This is a genomic window from Methylobacterium amylolyticum (genome assembly GCF_030700245.1).
Taxonomy (GTDB): Bacteria; Pseudomonadota; Alphaproteobacteria; order Rhizobiales; family Beijerinckiaceae; genus Methylobacterium.
Window position 1 is genome coordinate 1 of sequence record NZ_JAUYZI010000034.1, and the last position, 15,469, is coordinate 15,469.

Here is a 15,469-nt window from a genome sequence, read left to right on the forward strand (position 1 = left end):
TCACAGGAACCCGATGGAGAACCAGGGGACGAGGATGATGACGAGCAGGCCGACGAGCAGGGCGAGGATGTAGCCCACGATCGGGCGCATCCCTGCGTCCGGGTGGATCCGGCTGATCGCGCAGGCGGCGTAGTAGCCGACCCCGAACGGCGGGGCGAACAGACCCACGCCCATCGCCAGGATCACCACCATCGCGTAGTGCACCTCGTGCACGCCCACCGTGCGCGCGATCGGGAACAGCAGCGGCCCGAACAGCACGATCGCCGGGATCCCCTCCAGAACCGAGCCCAGGATCACGAACGCCACCGCCGACACGAACAGGAAGCCCAGCGCCCCCCCCGGCAGGCTGGTCATCGCCGAGGCCAGCGTCTGCGAGAAGCCCGACTGCGTCAGCGCCCACGCCATCCCCGTGGCCGCCCCGATGATCAGCAGGATCGCCCCCGACAGCGTCGCGGTCATCACCAGCATCGGGTACAGCCGCCCCCAGGCGAACTGCCGGTAGATCAGCAGCCCCGCCAGCACCGCGTAGACGATGCCGATGGTCGACACCTCGGTCGCGGTCGCGATGCCCTCCACCACCGCGAACCGGATCACGAACGGCAGGGCGAGCGCCGGCAGCGCCACCAGGAAGGTCTTGCCGATCACCCGTCCCGAGGGCCGGGCGACGTGGCTGAGATCCTCGCCCCGGTAGCGCCACCACACCAGCGCGCACAGCGTCACGGCGAGCACCAGCCCCGGCATCAGCCCGCCGGTGAACAGCGCGGTGATCGACACCCCCGTGACCGAGCCGATGGTGATCAGCACGATGGACGGCGGGATCGTCTCGGTCTGCGCGCCCGTGGCCGAGAGCAGCGCCACGAGGTCGCCCTCCTTGGCGCCGCGCGCCTTCATCTCGGGAAACAGCACCGGGGCGACCGCGGCCATGTCGGCGGCCTTCGAGCCGGAGATCCCTGAGACGAGGTACATCGCCCCCACCAGCACGTAGGACAGGCCGCCGCGCACGTGGCCGAGCAGGCTCGCCAGGAAGCCGACCATGGCGCGGGCCATGCCGGTCATCTCGATCAGCAGGCCGAGGAACACGAACAGCGGCACGGCGAGCAGGATGAGGTGGCTCATGCCCTCGTCCATGCGGCCCACCACGACCATGCTCGGCGCGTTGGTGGTCAGCGTGATGTAGGCGAAGGTCGACAGCCCGAAGGCGAAGGCGATCGGCACGCCGGAGAACACCAGGGCGCCGACGCCCAGCACGAAGAACAGCAGCAGGTTGATGTTGCCGAGCCCCGAGAGCACCGGCTGGAGGGCGGTCACGCCGGCGGCGACGCCGATGCCCAGCGCGAGCGCGCCGGCGGTGAGGCGCCAGTCGGCGGTCTCGGCCAGCCGGATCAGGGCGATGGCGAGCATCAGGCCGAAGCCGACGGGCAGGGCGGCGGCGCGCCAGGCGTTGTTGAGTTCGAGCGCGGGGGTCTGGACGAAGATCTCCTCGCTGGCGAACTCGTAGGCGGGGTGCAGCACCAGGGCGACGAAGATCAGGCCGGCCACCAGCGCCACGGTGTCGAGGAAGGCGCGGGTGCGGGGCCCGGCCATGGCGACCAGCGCGGTCATGCGCATGTGCTCGGCGCGGCGGAAGGCGACCACCGCGCCGAGCATGGCGAGCCACAGGAACAGGATGCCGGCGAGCTCGTCGGACCAGACCAGGGGGGCGTGCAGCAGGTAGCGGCTGACGACGCCCGAGAGCAGGACGGCGATCTCGGCCACGACGAGCAGGGCGGCGGGGATCTCGACGAGGTGGCCCAGGCCGTTGTCCAGCGCCCTGAGCCAGGGCCGGGCCCGCAGCGGCGGATCCGCCACGGCCCCCGGTGCGGCCTCAGCCGCCGCGATGTCGATCTGCATGGCGATTCCCTCCTCGATGGTGTGCCGGGGTCTTCGCCCCGTCTTGCCGGTTCCCGGTCTACGACGTTCCGGCGGCGTCCGTCCCGCGCCAGCGGCGCTCGGCCTCATCCCAGGCCGCCAGCGGCTGGAGATCGGGGACCCAGGCGAGACCGGTCTTGGCGTCCGAGGATACCGCCTCCGGCGTCACGACCACGTCGAGGAGCGCCGGCCGGTTGGCCATCGCCCGGGCGATCGCCGGCCCGAGCTGCTCGGCCGTCTCGACCCGCTCGCCGTGCATGCCGAAGGCCCGGGCCATCGCCGCGTGGTCGCTGAACTGGAGCTTGGTGCCCACGACCTTGCCGTGCGTGACGGTCTGGTCGTGCACCTCGATCTGCCACGCGCCGTTGTTGGCCACGACGATCAGCACGGGCGCCTTGTGGCGTGCGGCGGTGTCGAGCTCGATGGCGTTGAAGCCGAAGGCGCCGTCGCCGGTCGCCACCAGCACGGTCCTGTCCGGGGCGGCGAGGCTCGCACTGATACCGTAGGGCACGCCGACGCCGATGCAGCCGAACGGGCCGGGATCGAGCATGGTCGGCGCCGAGAGACCGACGCGGGCGAAGCTCAAAAAATCGCCGCCGTCGGTGACGACGATGGAATCCTGGGGGATCGCGTCCTGGAGCGCGGCGAGCACCCGGTTCGGGTGCAGGCGGCCGTCGCCGCCGGCCGGCGCCTCGGCCATCGTCTGCCGCAGTTTCTTGGCCCGCGCCTCGTGGCTGGCCCGCAACGTGCCCGCCCAACCGCGGTCGACGGCGGACGGCCGGTTGCCCGCAGCCTCCACCAGCGCCCGCAGGGCCGGGCCTGCGGCGGACAGGATCTCCACCGCCCCGCGGCGGTTGTCGCGCAACTCCTGCGGGATGTCGGCGATGCGCACGAACGTCGCGTTCCCGAACACCGCCGGGGAGCCGTAGGCGAGCTGGAAGTCGAGGCGGCGGCCGACCGTCAGGATCACGTCGGCGTCGGTCATCACCGCCCCGCGCATGGCCGCGACCACGGCGGGATGGCTGTCGGGCACGAGGCCCCGGCTCTCGCCGGTGTCGAGGTAGACGGCGCCGAGCCGGTCGAGGAGGGCGGTCAGTTCCGGTCCCGCCCCGCGGGCGCCGCGGCCGGAGATGACGAGCACGCGCCGGGCCGACCACAGCAGCTCGACGGCCTCGGCGATCCGGTCCGGGTCGGGCCGCGCCAGCGTGCGGGGCCGGGGGGAGAGGTGCTCGGGCAGTTGCAGCGCCGCGGGCACCGGCTGGCGCATCGTGTCGGTGGGGAAATCGATGTAGGCGGGCCCGGGCTCGCCGCCCTCGCCGAGCGCCCGGGAGATCGCCTCGTCGAGCTCGGCCAGCGCCAGCGTCGGCTCGCGCACGGTGCGCGCGTAGCGGGTGATCGAGCGGACGATCGCGGTGTGGTCGATGTCCTGCAACCCGCCGCGGTTCTCCTGGGCGCGGGGGCTCGTGCCCGAGATCACCAGCACGGGCGCGCGGGAGACGTGGGCGTTGGCGATGCCGGTGACCGCGTTGGTCATGCCGGGCCCGGCGGTGACCAGGGCGACGCCCAGCCCGCCCGTCACCTCCGCGTGCGCCTGCGCCATGTGGACCGCGGCGCGCTCGTCGCGCACGTCGACGATCGCGATGCCCTCGGCGTCGAGGCGCATGAAGATCGGCATGATGTGGCCGCCGCACAGGGCGAAGACCCGCTCGACGCCGCGCGCCTTCAGCGACTTGGCGACCAGGGCGGCGACGCTGTCGTTCGGGATCTGCATGGGGCGGTCCTTATCCGGGGATGCTCAGGGCCGTGCCCGACCAAATTGGGCACGGTACACGACGGTTCGGTGTTCAGCCCGGCGCTCCCGACCACCCCCCTCATCCTGAGGTGCCCGCGCAGCGGGCCTCGAAGGAGACCTCCAGGGATCGCGCGGCCGGCTGGAGGGCTCCCTCAAAGCCCCTTGCCCGGGCAAGGGGCACCTCAGGATGAGGGGGGTGGTCGGGATCCGACGATCCGGACGCAGCTCTGTCGTGGACCGTGCAGATCGGGTCGGGCTCAGCCGAGCCACGCGACGAGGGCCGAGACGGTGAGGACGGAGACGAGGTGCGAGATCAGGATCGCGCCCGAGGTCACCCCCGCCTGGAGCCGGTACAGCTTGGCGATGGTGAACGGCCCGGAGCCGATCGGCAGGGCGCTGAGCAGCACCGCTGCCCGGGCCCAGAGGGGCGGCACGTCGAACACCCCGTAGACGAGGAGCGCCGTCACCGCGGGCTGGAACAGCAGCTTCAGGACGACGAGCAGGCCGATCGTCCGCCGGTCGCCGGCGAGCGCGCTCTCCTGGGCGAGGAACAGGCCGATGCAGACCAGCGCGCTCGGCGAGGCCGCGCCGCCCAGCAGCTTGGCGGCGGTCTCCAGCGGTGCCGGGATGGGCAGCCCGGTGAGGCCGACGGCGAGCCCGGCGATCGGCGCGATGAACAGCGGGTTGCGCAGCAGCGACAGCAGCACCCGCCGCACGGTGCCGCGGCGGTCGACGCCCCGGCGCAGGTCGAACTCCACCAGCACGATCGCGGTGAGGAACAGGACGCAGGCGGTGAACAGGGTGGCGATCACCGCCGCCGGCAGCCCCTCCGGCCCGAACACCAGCAGGCAGAGCGGGATGCCCATGAAGCCGACGTTGCTGTAGCCGGCATCCAGCCCCTCGATGCTGGCATCGGCGATCGAGCCGCCGCGCCGCCGCCCGACCCAGAACGCCAGCGCGAAGGTGAGCGCGATGCCCCCGGCGAACCCCGCCGCGAAGCCGACCTGCCCGATCTCGGCCGGGGTGATCTTCGCCATGGTGGTGAAGATCAGCGCCGGCAGGGCGAGGTAGACCGCGAAGCGGTTGATGCTGTCGGTCGATTCGCGCGTGAACCCGCCGAACCGCCCGCACAGGAAGCCCACGAGGATCAGCGCGAAGATCGGGACCGCCGCGTTCAGGACCGCCTGCATCGCACCTTCCGTGCCCGGACATCGTCGCGCGAGGGAAGGCCGTCATCGGGCGCGCCCGTCAAGCCGGCGCGCCGGGCGCGGCGCGCAACTGGTCCTTGAGCACCCGGTAGAGCACCTTGCCGGTGGCGTTGCGCGGCAGCTCGTCGGCCGCGACGAACGAGCAGGTGCGCGGCCGCTTGTAGCCGGCCAGCCGGTCGCGGCTCCAGCCGAGCAGGTCGGCCTCGGCGAGGCTGGCGCCGGGGTGCAGCACGACGACGGCGTGGACGCGCTCGCCCCACTTCGCATCGGGCAGGCCGACCACCGCCACGTCCTGCACGCAGGGGTGGGCGCCGAGCGCCGCCTCGACCTCGGACGGGTAGACGTTCTCGCCGCCCGAGATGATCATGTTGCTCTTGCGGTCGACGAGGTGGATGAACCCGTCCGCGTCGCGCCGAGCCATGTCGCCGACCGTGCAGTAGTCGCCGCGGAAGGCGGCCTGCGTCTTCTCCGGCAGCTTCCAGTAGCCGTCGAACGTGTAGGGGTTGCAGGAGTAGAGTTCGCCGGGCTCCCCGTCCGGCACCTCGTTGCCGTCCGCGTCGAGGAGCCGGATCGGCGCCGAGCCGACGCATTCGCGCCCCACCGAGCCGAGCTTGGTGAACTGGTCGCGGGGGTGGAGCATCGTCACCCAGCCGGTCTCGGTCGCCCCGTACAGCTCGTAGAGGCCCGAGTTGTGGAACAGCCCCATCACCGCCCGCTTGGTCTCCTGCCGGGCGGGGGCGGAGGAGATCATCAGCTTGGTGACGCGGTCGAGGTCGTAGCGCGAACTCTCGGCCGCCGAGAGGCCGAGCATCATGATGTAGTGGGTCGGCACCAGCGAGGTGAAGGTCGCCCCACCCTCGCTGAGCGTGCGCAGGCAGTGCTCCGGGTCGAAGTGCTTGCGCGAGTAGATCGTCGTCGCAGCCCCGCAGTAGCTGAACGCCCCGAAGAAGTAGAGCGAGTTGGCGTGGCACATCGGCATGACGAGGAGCGCCCCGTCGTCCCGGTGGATGCCGAGCTCGATCTCGGTGCACAGCGCCATCAGGCTGGCGCCGCGGTGGCTGCGGATCGCGCCCTTCGGGTTGCCGGTGGTGCCCGAGGTGTACATCAGCATCCACGGGTCGGCGGCGCCGACCGCGACCGCGGGCTCGGCGTCGCTCGCGGCCGCCAGGAACGCCTCGTAGTCCCGGTAGCCCGCCGGGCAGGGCGCGGCGCCGAAATGGATGATGCAGTCCTCGCGCAGGCCGAGGTCGGCGCGCACCGCCTCGACCGCGCCGGCCAGCTCGTCCTGGACGATCAGCGCGGACGCCTCGGCGTTGGTGACGATGAAGCGGATCTCGGGGCCGACGAGGCGGAAGTTGATCGGCACCGCCACGAGGCCGGCCTTGGCGGTGGCGGCGTAGATCTCGGCCCACTCGACGCAGTTGTAGGCCAGCACCGCGACGCGGGCGCCCTTCTTGAGCCCGAGGCCGAGCAGCGCGTTGGCGAGCCGGCAGGCGCGGGCGTTCCACAGCCGGAACGACATCGACCGCTCCAGGTCGCGCGCGCCGAGCCGCTCCGGCGTCAGCCTTGCGTGCACCGCGAGCATCTGCCCGAGCGTCAGAAGCTCCTTCATGGCGAATCCTCCGCGTCTCTTCGGCCTTGGACGCCGTCAGGCACCGCCCGACGGCCCTTGCATCGGTCCGTCATTCCGGAGCCGCGCGGCCCCGGAATGACGGGAAAGGTCTGATACGATTTCCGGTTGATCGCTTCGGTCGTTCAATCCTCATCCGTCATCGCGAACGCAGTGAAGCGACCCAGGGCAGCCCGACATCTGCGAGCGTGGCGCACCTGGGTTGCTTCGCTCCGCTCGCAAAGACGGTGGCAGCGATCCTGAACTCTTCACCGGAACCCGTATGAAAGCCGACGCTTCAAGCTCGGCGGCCACTCGGATTTTGGGTGCGATCTCAGCCGATCTGGCCGGCGTACTTCTCCAGGAGCGCCCACGCCTCCGGCCCGAACTTGCCCTTCCAGGTCTTGTAGAAGTCGGTCTTGGCCAGCGCCTGCTGGAATTGGGTCGGGTCGGTGGTGTTGAAGGTCAGGCCCTTGCCCTCCAGCTCCTTCTTCAGCGCCTCGCTGTCGCGGAGGTTGTCGGCGCGCTGCTTGAGGGCGGCGGCGTTGAAGTGCTTGGCCATCACCGCCTGGAGGTCGGCGGGAATCGTCTTCCAGACCCGGCCGCTGGCGAGCAGCCAGAACCCGTCCCAGGCGTGGTTGGTGAGCGAGCAGTACTTCTGCACCTCCCAGAACTTGGTGGCGTTGATGATCGCCAGCGGATTCTCCTGGCCGTCGGTGATCTTGGTCTGGAGCGCGGCGTAGGCCTCGCTCAGCGGGATGCTGGTCGGCGCGGCGCCGAGGGCGGTGAACAGCGACACCCACAGCGGCACCACCGGCACGCGGATCTTGAAGCCCTTGAGATCCTCCGGCCCCCGGATCGGCTTGGTGCTGGTCGTGACCTGCCGGAAGCCGTTGTCCCACATCGCCTCGAACGGCTGGAGGTTCGCCTTCTCGATGTTGCGGCGCATGTAGGCGCCGACCTCGCCGTCCATCGCCGGCCAGACCTTGTCGTAGCTCGGGAAGGCGAAGCCCAGCGCCGGCAGCGCGGCGGCGGGCACCAGCGTCGACAGCAGGGTGGTCGGCATGGTCGCGAGTTCGAGGGCGCCCGCCCGGAGCTGCGAGATCATGTCCGTGTCGCTGCCGAGCTGGTTGTTCGGGAACACGGCGATCGTCAGCCGCCCGTTGGTCTCCGCCTCGATGGCGGTGACCGCCTCGGCCAGCCGGATGTTGAGCGAGTGGGTGAGCGGCACGTCATTGCCGAACTTCAGCTTCAGCGGCGCGCCCTGCGCCCGCAGGATCGCCGGCCGGAACACGGTGCCCGCGCCCAGCGCGGCGCCCGCGAGGCCGAGGAAGGCGCGCCGGCCGAGGGCCGAGGCCGGCCTCCCGGCCTCGGCCTGTGTATCAGTCACGGGGACGGAGGTCGCGAGCGGCGCGGTCAAGGCGTTTCTCCCATGATCGCTGCGTCGCCAGTCGTCGCTGCGCGCAGCTTCGTGTCGCGAGGGCTATCGGTACACACCCTCAACCTGAAACGGCACTGGACGGCCGCCTGAACACGCGTGACAGGCCGAGCCGAATAGTGCGGCGGCGCCGGGATTATTGTGTCCGCCGCGCTCGACGCAGATCACCGGGGGTGATCGGCCGGGGCGGGGGTGCCGGTCGCTGATTCGTTTCGAATTCAAAGTTTGCATGCGAATTTGGAATTTGCAATAGGGGGGAAATGATGCAGGATCGCTGAGGAAGCGCGGAGGCCGAGGGACGATGGCGGGCGCGACGCCGGTGCAGAGTCTGGTCGAACAGGTCTACGAGCGGATCCTCGCGGAGATCTGCGAGGGGACGCTGCCGCCGAACACGCGCCTGATCCAGGACGAGCTGGCAGCGGCCTACGAGGTATCGCGCCAGCCGGTGCAGCAGGCGCTGATGCTGCTGCGCGACCGCGGCTTCGTGGCCGACGCGCCGAAGCGCGGCGTGATCGTGACGCCGCTGGACGGCCACGCCTTGCGCGACGTCTACGAGATCCGCGAGGTGCTCGACGGGTTGGCCTGCCGGCTGGCGGCCGAGCGCGCGGCCGGCCCGGCGCGGGAGGCGGGGGCCGCGCTGATCCGCCAGGGGCGGGAGGCGATCGCCAGCGGCTCCTACGCCCGGCAGATCTCGGCGGACCTCGCCTTCCACCAGTTCATCTACGGCCTGTCGGGCAACGCCTCGATCGAGGAGGCGGCGCGCCCGCACTGGCACTACATGCGCCGGATCATGGGCGCGGTGCTGCGGGTCGAGCACCATATCCCCGACGACATCTGGGACGAGCACGCCGCGATCCTGGAGGCGATCGTCGCGGGCGAGCCCGTCCGGGCCGAGACGCTCGGGCGGGCGCACATCGCCCGCGCGGCGAAGACGTTCGCGGTCTACGTGCAGGCCCTCCAGGACAGGGCCGACGCCGACCAGAGGCGCCGCTCGCTCGCCCGCCGGGCGGCCGGCTGACACGGTGCGAGACGAGGGACCGGATGGATTTCACGATTTCCCCGCGGATCGAGGATTACCGCGCGCGGATCGCGGCGTTCGTGGACGCGCACGTGATCCCGCTCGAATCCGACCCGGCGGCCTTCGACGGGCACGGCAACATCGCTCTGGCCGAGCTGGAGCGCCTGCGCGGCCTCGCCCGCGAGCAGGGGCTGTGGTGCCTGCAACTCGCCCCCGAGACCGGCGGGGCCGGCCTGTCCAAGGTCGGCATGGCCGTCTGTTACGAAGCCATGAACCGCTCGATCTTCGGGCCCGTGGTGTTCAACTCGGCCGCCCCCGACGACGGCAACATGATGGTGCTGGAGAAGGTCGCGACGCCTGAGCAGAAGGCGCGCTGGCTCGCGCCGATCGTGCGGGGCGAGGTCCGCTCGGCCTTCGCGATGACCGAGCCGCATCCCGGCGGCGGTTCCGATCCCGGGATGATCGCCACCCGGGCCGAGCGGCGCGGCGATGCTTACGTCGTCACCGGCCGCAAGTGGTTCATCACCGGCGCCGAGGACGCCGCCCACTTCATCCTGATGGCGCGCACCTCCGACGACGCGCGCAAGGGGCTGACCGCCTTCCTGTTCCACCGGGACAGCCCCGGCTGGCACATCGTCCGCCGCATCCCGATCATGGGCCCGGAGGAGCACGGCGGCCATTGCGAGATCGCCTTCGAGGGGCTGACGATTCCCGCCGAGGACGTGCTGATGGGGGAGGGCGACGGCCTCAAGCTGACGCAGATCCGGCTCGGGCCGGCGCGGCTCACCCACTGCATGCGCTGGCTCGGCCTGTCGAAGCGCTGCGTCGAGATCGCCCGCACCTACGCCACCGAGCGCCACGGCTTCGGGGTGCGGCTCGCCGACCGGGAGAGCATCCAGCTCATGCTCGGCGACCTCGCCATGCGCATCGAGATCGGCCGCCTGCTGGTGATGAAGGCCGCCTGGGCGCTCGACCAGGGCAGCTTCGCGCGCAAAGAGGTGTCGATGGCCAAGGTCCACGTGGCCAACCTCCTGCACGCGGCGGCCGACATCGCGATCCAGATCAACGGCGCGCGGGGCTACTCCACCGACACGCCGCTGGAGTGGATCTACCGCTACGCCCGGCAGGCGCGGCTGGTCGACGGGGCCGACGAGGTCCACAAGATGGTGCTCAACCGCAACCTGGAAGCCGAGGGCGACGCCTTCTGGCGCTGGGAGGTGGCCTGAGGGACGCCATCCCCTCTCCCCGCACGCGGGGAGAGGCCCGCGCGGACCCTGTCGTCCGCGCGGGAAGCGGAGGCGCAGCCGGAGCGGCGGTGAGGGGGCGGTTCCGGTCGGAGCGCATCCGGACACGCCCCCTCACCCTCGCTGCCGCTCGCCTCGCCCCCGGCAAGGGGGGCTCGGCCCTCTCCCCGCACGCGGGGAGAGGAGGCTGCGCGGCCTTCGCCGCGACACGCATTTGAAGAGGACACGGTCAGGATGACGGATGTTGTGATCACCGGCGCGGCGCGGACCGCGATCGGGACCTTCGGCGGGGCGCTCGCGGCGATCCCGCCGGCCGAACTCGCCGCCCGGTGCGTCGCCGAGGCGTTGAAGCGCTCCGGCACCGCGGGCGAGGAGATCGGGCACGTGGTGATCGGCAACGTCATCCCGACCGAGCCCCGGGACGCCTACATCGCCCGCGTCGCCGCGCTCGACGGCGGCGTGCCGAAGGAGACGCCCGCGCTCACCGTCAACCGGCTGTGCGGCAGCGGCCTCCAGGCGATCGTCTCCGCCGCGCAGAGCATCCTGCTCGGCGACGCGGAGGCGGCGGTCGCTGGCGGCGCCGAGAGCATGAGCCGCTCGCCCCACCTCCTGAAGACCGGCCGCTTCGGCCAGCGCATGGGCGACACGGTCGCGGTCGACTACATGATCGGCGTCTTGAGCGACCCGTTCGGCAACGGCCACATGGGCGTGACCGCCGAGAACGTCGCGAGCCGCTACGACGTCACCCGCGAGGCGCAGGACGCCTTCGCCGTCGAGAGCCAGGCGCGGGCCGCGCGGGCGATCGCCGAGGGCCGGTTCCGCGAGCAGATCCTGCCGGTCGAGATCCAGCGCAAGCGCGAGGCGGTGGCCTTCGACACGGACGAGCACCCGAAGGCCACCGCCCTCGACGACCTCGCCAAGCTCCGCCCGGCGTTTTCCAAGACCGGCAGCGTCACCGCGGGCAACGCCTCGGGCCTCAACGACGGCGCCGCGGCCCTGGTGCTGACGAGCGCGGCCAAGGCCGAGCGCGACGGGCTGACGCCCTTGGCGCGCATCGTCGGCTACGCGCACGCGGGCGTCGACCCGTCCGAGATGGGCATGGGCCCGGTGCCCGCCGTGCGCCGCCTCCTGGAGCGCACCGGCCTCAAGGCCTCCGACTTCGCCGTGATCGAGTCGAACGAGGCGTTCGCCGCCCAGGCCTGCGCGGTGTCGCGCGCCCTCGACCTCGATCCCGACAAGGTCAACCCGAACGGCGGCGCCATCGCGCTCGGCCACCCGATCGGCGCCACGGGGGCGATCATCACCGTCAAGGCGCTCTACGAGCTGGCCCGGACCGGGGGCCGCTACGGCCTCGTGACCATGTGCATCGGCGGCGGCCAGGGCATCGCCATGGCCGTCGAGCGCCTGAACTGAGGAGAGCGCGGTGACCGGATTGTTCGACCTCACCGGCCGGCACGTGCTGGTCACCGGCGCCTCCAGCGGGCTGGGGCGCCACTTCGCGGGCACGCTGGCCCGGGCCGGCGCGCGGCTGACGCTCGGGGCCCGCCGGGCGGAGGCGCTGGCCGAAACTGTCGGCACGGTCGAGGCCGCGGGGGGCGAGGCCTACGCCGTAGTGATGGACGTGACGGACGCGGCCAGCGTCACCGCGGCGTTCGAGGCGGCGGAGGCGCGGTTCGGGCCGGTGCAGGTCGTCGTCAACAACGCCGGGGTGGCGGTCTCGAAGCCCGCCCTGGAGCTGACCGAGCCCGACTGGGACGGGGTGGTCGACACCAACCTCAAGGGCGTCTGGCTGGTGGCGCAGGCGGCCGCCAAGCGCATGGCCGCTTCCGGCACCGGCGGCAGCATCGTCAACATCGCCTCGATCCTCGGGCTGCGGGTCGCCGGCGGCGTCGCCCCCTACGCCGCCTCGAAGGCCGCCGTGGTGCAGCTCACCAAGGCGCTGGCGCTCGAATGGGCCCGCCACGGCATCCGTGTGAACGCGCTGGCGCCCGGCTACGTCGAGACCGAGCTGAACGACGCCTTCTTCGCCTCCGAGCCCGGCAAGGCGCTGATCAAGCGGGTGCCGCAGCGCCGGCTTGGGAAAGCCGCGGAACTCGACGGGCCGCTGCTGCTGCTCGCCTCGGAGGCCGGCTCGTACATGACCGGCAGCGTTCTCGCCGTCGACGGCGGCCACCTCGTGTCGGGGCTCTGAGGCCATGGATGAGGCGCGGCTGCGCGACTGGATTGCCGGGCATCTCGGCGCGCCGGATCTGACGATCATCGAGACGCGGGCGCTGGGCGGCGGCTCGATCCAGGAGAACCGGCTGGTGCGTAGCCAGGTGGGCGGGGCGGAGCGGAGCTTCGTGCTGCGCAAGGACGCGCCGGCCACCATCGCGTCGAGCCGCTCGCGGGCGGAGGAGTTCCGGCTGCTGGAGGCGGCGTGGCGGGCGGGGGTGCGGGTGCCCGAGCCGGTCGGCTTCTGCGAGGACCCGGGCGTCGTCGGCGCGCCCTTCGCGCTGATGGGGTTGGTGGAGGGCGTCGGCCTCGGCCCCCGCATCGTCAAGGATCTCGCGCTCGGCGGCGAGCGCGAGCGGCTGGCCGAGGATCTCGGGCGCGAACTCGCGAAGATCCACGGGGTGCTCGACCCCCGCGAGGCCCCGCCCGCCGGCCTCGCCTTCCTCGGCGCGCCGGAGCCGGACCCGGCGCGGGCCGAGATCGCCCGGCTGCGGGCGAGCCTCGACGGGATCGGCGCCCGCCGCCCGGCGATCGAGTGGGGCCTGCGCTGGGGCGAGATCCGCGCGCCGGCCTGCCCCGCGCCCAGCCTCGTCCACCGCGACTTCCGCACCGGCAACTACATGGTCGATGCGAGCGGGCTCACCGCGATCCTCGACTGGGAATTCGCCGGCTGGGGCGACCCGGCGCAGGATCTCGGCTGGTTCTGCGCCGCCTGCTGGCGCTTCGGACGGCCCGATCTGGAGGCCGGCGGCATCGGCGCGCGGGCGGCCTTCTACCGGGGCTACGCCGCCGAGAGCGGCCGGGCGATCGCCCCCGCGGCGGTCGCCTACTGGGAGGTGATGGCCCACCTGCGCTGGGCGGTGATCGCCCTGGAGCAGGGCGCCCGCCACGTCTCGGGCCGGGAATTCTCCCTGGAGCTGGCGCTGACCGGGCGGATGGTGCCGGAACTGGAACGGACGATCCTGCGGGCGACCGCCCCCGAACAGTGGAGCTGAGCATGCGCGACGAGCCCGCGGGCGCCGCCCTCCTCGACGCCGCCCGCCGCGCCCTGCTGGAGGAGGTGGTGCCCGGACTCACCGGCCGGCCGCGCTACGTGGCGCTGATGGTCGCCAACGCGCTGGGCATCGCCGGGCGCGAGATCGAGGCGGGCGCGGCGCTCGGCGAGGCCGAGGCCCGCGCGCTCGCCGGCCTGTCCGGTCCGGATCCCGCCGCGGCGCTGGTCCGGGCGATCCGGGACGGCGCGCGCGACGCCGACCCCGCCCTGCACGCCGCGCTCGCCGAGACGGCGGCCCGCGCCGCCGCGGTCTGGAAGCCGGGGCGTCCGGCGTGATGCCGTCGGTGCGAGGCTAAGCAGGTTTCGCTGAAGTGGTTGCCGGTTCGGCGTCGAAAACCTGCGATCCCCCAAGAATCTAAGCGGGTGAAGCGTTGGCGTGCCAACGCGAACCTGCTTAGTCCCGCCCGATCGCGGTGGGACCGGCCTCGCGGCCCGCCCTCAGGGCCCGAAGATGACGAACTCGGAATAGGTCAGGTCGTTCACCGGGACCGTCTCCGGCCCGCGGGCATAGCGCGGCCGCCAGCCCGCCACGTGGCGCCCGACCACGTTCTTGAGCGGCGCGTCCGTGTCGAGGAGCAGGAAGGGCCGTCCGCGGCGCAGCAGGTGCCGTCCGATCGCGCCGAGCCACCGCGCGAGTTCGGCCACCGGCGGCGCGTAGACCATCTGGAGGACGGGCAGGCGCGGCAGCCAGGACACCCCGCGGATCACCTTGAGCGGCATCGGTTGCAGGATGACCACCCGGGCTTGCCCCGCCTCGGTGCAGAGCAGGCACAGGCAGCCGTAGCCGAGGTGGTCCTGCACCAGCGTCCGCAGGGCGTCGGGGATGCCGGGATCGCCGCTCCATGTCAGGCTGCGCACCGCCTGGCCGCGGCCCGGGCGGCAGAGGGCGGGCACGACGAGCATCTGGCCGCCGCAGTAGCGGCGGAAGCCGCGCGCCTCGTGCATGGCGATCGTCGGCGCGGCGGGCGACAGGTTGGTGTAGGTGACGCTCCGGTCCCGCATCGCGAGGCTGTCCATCACCGTGCCGAGGCCGCGATAGGCCGCCTTGACGTACCAGCTCGACAGGTTGCAGCGCAGCCGCGCGTCCGGGTCGTCCGGGACCGCGCTGTAGATCGTCAGCAGCACGCCGACGAGCGCGCCGTCGTGGTCGAGCACGTAGCCGAACCGCGGGACGCCCTCGGGCAGCGACCGGTCGGACAGGCGGTCGAACCCGTGCTGCCAGTACGACGCCGGGCGATAGGCGACCGACTCGACCAGCAGGGCGACGACCGCCGGGATGTCGGCCGGCTCGATCAGGCGGCATCGGACCTTCGGGCGCGGATCGCCCGCGGTCGGGCTCGCCTGCTGCAACATGGAAGACATCGTGACCATTGAGGTGCCGGACCCGCGACGATGCGCCGTACAGCGGGTCAAGCTCGTTCAAAATCCCGAACGGAAACTTAGCGCGATCGTGGAGCCTTCAGGTCAGTCCGTGTAGAAGCCGGCGTTCTCAAGACGAGGCTTAACGGATTGTTGTCTCCCGCCGGACCGCGCGGGCGCATGTCCGGGCCGGGATGGGGCGCTCCGACGGAGTGGATGTTATACTATAAATTGTATTTCATGATTAAACAAACAAAGGTTGTTCCTCATTTAGAAACATTTGTTGTTCCATGAAGGTCGGCGGATGGGGCGCGCCTACGCCATGATGGACAGCACGATGCGCTTCGCGAGGGTCGGGGCGCGCACGGATCTCGTAGGGAGCGGCGCGGCTGCCGTCACGCAGGACGGTCTGCTGAACCGCCCCGCGCTCCCGGGCGCGGCCGTCGCCGCGCTGGTCCCCTAGGCGGCAGGCACGCGGAGCGCCGACGATGGGACCGCTTCTCCTGATCACCGACGATCCCGGCCGGAGCGCGCGCCTGACGCGCGACCTCGATCCCGGCATCGCCTGCACGATCCACGATCTCCACGCCGATGCGGTCCCGGTCGAACGCCCCGTCGCGATGGT

At 72.0% G+C, this 15,469-nt stretch carries 12 protein-coding genes; 6 read left to right on the top strand and 6 right to left on the bottom strand.

Annotation, left to right across the window (positions count from 1 at the left end):
- From Q8W71_RS21730 to Q8W71_RS21750, 5 genes are all read right to left on the bottom strand, one after another.
- Positions 1-1,890: a TRAP transporter large permease gene (locus Q8W71_RS21730; protein ID WP_305527496.1), complete on the bottom strand. Its 1,890-nt coding sequence runs from the start codon at positions 1,888-1,890 to the stop codon at positions 1-3.
- A 58-nt stretch (positions 1,891-1,948) separates the two neighbouring features.
- Positions 1,949-3,679: a thiamine pyrophosphate-binding protein gene (locus tag Q8W71_RS21735; protein WP_305527497.1), complete on the bottom strand. Its 1,731-nt coding sequence runs from the start codon at positions 3,677-3,679 to the stop codon at positions 1,949-1,951.
- A 278-nt stretch (positions 3,680-3,957) separates the two neighbouring features.
- Positions 3,958-4,890: an AEC family transporter gene (locus Q8W71_RS21740; protein ID WP_305527498.1), complete on the bottom strand. Its 933-nt coding sequence runs from the start codon at positions 4,888-4,890 to the stop codon at positions 3,958-3,960.
- 58 nt (positions 4,891-4,948) lie between these two features.
- Positions 4,949-6,520 (bottom strand): class I adenylate-forming enzyme family protein, encoded by a 1,572-nt coding sequence (locus tag Q8W71_RS21745; RefSeq protein WP_305527499.1) that lies wholly within the window; start codon positions 6,518-6,520, stop codon positions 4,949-4,951.
- 331 nt (positions 6,521-6,851) lie between these two features.
- Positions 6,852-7,826: a TRAP transporter substrate-binding protein gene (locus Q8W71_RS21750; RefSeq protein WP_305527559.1), complete on the bottom strand. Its 975-nt coding sequence runs from the start codon at positions 7,824-7,826 to the stop codon at positions 6,852-6,854.
- 430 nt (positions 7,827-8,256) lie between these two features.
- Between Q8W71_RS21750 and Q8W71_RS21755 the strand changes: the two genes are divergently transcribed.
- From Q8W71_RS21755 to Q8W71_RS21780, 6 genes are all read left to right on the top strand, one after another.
- A complete protein-coding gene (locus Q8W71_RS21755; protein WP_305527500.1) occupies positions 8,257-8,973 on the top strand; it encodes a GntR family transcriptional regulator in 717 nt (238 codons plus the stop codon).
- Positions 8,974-8,996: 23 nt separating this feature from the next.
- Positions 8,997-10,199 carry an acyl-CoA dehydrogenase family protein gene (locus Q8W71_RS21760; protein WP_305527501.1) on the top strand — a complete coding sequence of 401 codons (1,203 nt, stop codon included), beginning with the start codon at positions 8,997-8,999 and terminating at the stop codon, positions 10,197-10,199.
- Positions 10,200-10,451: 252 nt separating this feature from the next.
- Complete coding sequence (locus tag Q8W71_RS21765) at positions 10,452-11,630, top strand: acetyl-CoA C-acyltransferase family protein (protein WP_305527502.1); 1,179 nt, start codon at positions 10,452-10,454, stop codon at positions 11,628-11,630.
- 10 nt (positions 11,631-11,640) lie between these two features.
- Complete coding sequence (locus Q8W71_RS21770) at positions 11,641-12,408, top strand: SDR family NAD(P)-dependent oxidoreductase (RefSeq protein ID WP_305527503.1); 768 nt, start codon at positions 11,641-11,643, stop codon at positions 12,406-12,408.
- A gap of 4 nt (positions 12,409-12,412) precedes the next feature.
- Complete coding sequence (locus Q8W71_RS21775) at positions 12,413-13,426, top strand: phosphotransferase family protein (RefSeq protein ID WP_305527504.1); 1,014 nt, start codon at positions 12,413-12,415, stop codon at positions 13,424-13,426.
- Between the two features lie 2 nt (positions 13,427-13,428).
- On the top strand, positions 13,429-13,761 hold the full coding sequence (locus Q8W71_RS21780; protein WP_305527505.1) for a DUF6285 domain-containing protein: 333 nt from the start codon (positions 13,429-13,431) through the stop codon (positions 13,759-13,761).
- A 162-nt stretch (positions 13,762-13,923) separates the two neighbouring features.
- Here the strand turns inward: Q8W71_RS21780 and Q8W71_RS21785 are convergent, their stop codons facing one another.
- Positions 13,924-14,838 carry a GNAT family N-acetyltransferase gene (locus tag Q8W71_RS21785; protein WP_305527506.1) on the bottom strand — a complete coding sequence of 305 codons (915 nt, stop codon included), beginning with the start codon at positions 14,836-14,838 and terminating at the stop codon, positions 13,924-13,926.
- Positions 14,839-15,469 lie beyond the last annotated feature (631 nt).

Excerpts from the sequence above, each read along its gene's own strand:
- Q8W71_RS21730 (WP_305527496.1), bottom strand. The coding sequence starts at position 1,890 with ATGCAGATCGACATCGCGGCGGCTGAGGCCGCACCGGGGGCCGTGGCG.
- Q8W71_RS21735 (WP_305527497.1), bottom strand. The coding sequence starts at position 3,679 with ATGCAGATCCCGAACGACAGCGTCGCCGCCCTGGTCGCCAAGTCGCTG.
- Q8W71_RS21740 (WP_305527498.1), bottom strand. The coding sequence starts at position 4,890 with ATGCAGGCGGTCCTGAACGCGGCGGTCCCGATCTTCGCGCTGATCCTC.
- Q8W71_RS21745 (WP_305527499.1), bottom strand. The coding sequence starts at position 6,520 with ATGAAGGAGCTTCTGACGCTCGGGCAGATGCTCGCGGTGCACGCAAGG.
- Q8W71_RS21755 (WP_305527500.1), top strand. The coding sequence starts at position 8,257 with ATGGCGGGCGCGACGCCGGTGCAGAGTCTGGTCGAACAGGTCTACGAG.
- Q8W71_RS21760 (WP_305527501.1), top strand. The coding sequence starts at position 8,997 with ATGGATTTCACGATTTCCCCGCGGATCGAGGATTACCGCGCGCGGATC.
- Q8W71_RS21765 (WP_305527502.1), top strand. The coding sequence starts at position 10,452 with ATGACGGATGTTGTGATCACCGGCGCGGCGCGGACCGCGATCGGGACC.
- Q8W71_RS21775 (WP_305527504.1), top strand. The coding sequence starts at position 12,413 with ATGGATGAGGCGCGGCTGCGCGACTGGATTGCCGGGCATCTCGGCGCG.
- Q8W71_RS21780 (WP_305527505.1), top strand. The coding sequence starts at position 13,429 with ATGCGCGACGAGCCCGCGGGCGCCGCCCTCCTCGACGCCGCCCGCCGC.
- Q8W71_RS21785 (WP_305527506.1), bottom strand. The coding sequence starts at position 14,838 with ATGTTGCAGCAGGCGAGCCCGACCGCGGGCGATCCGCGCCCGAAGGTC.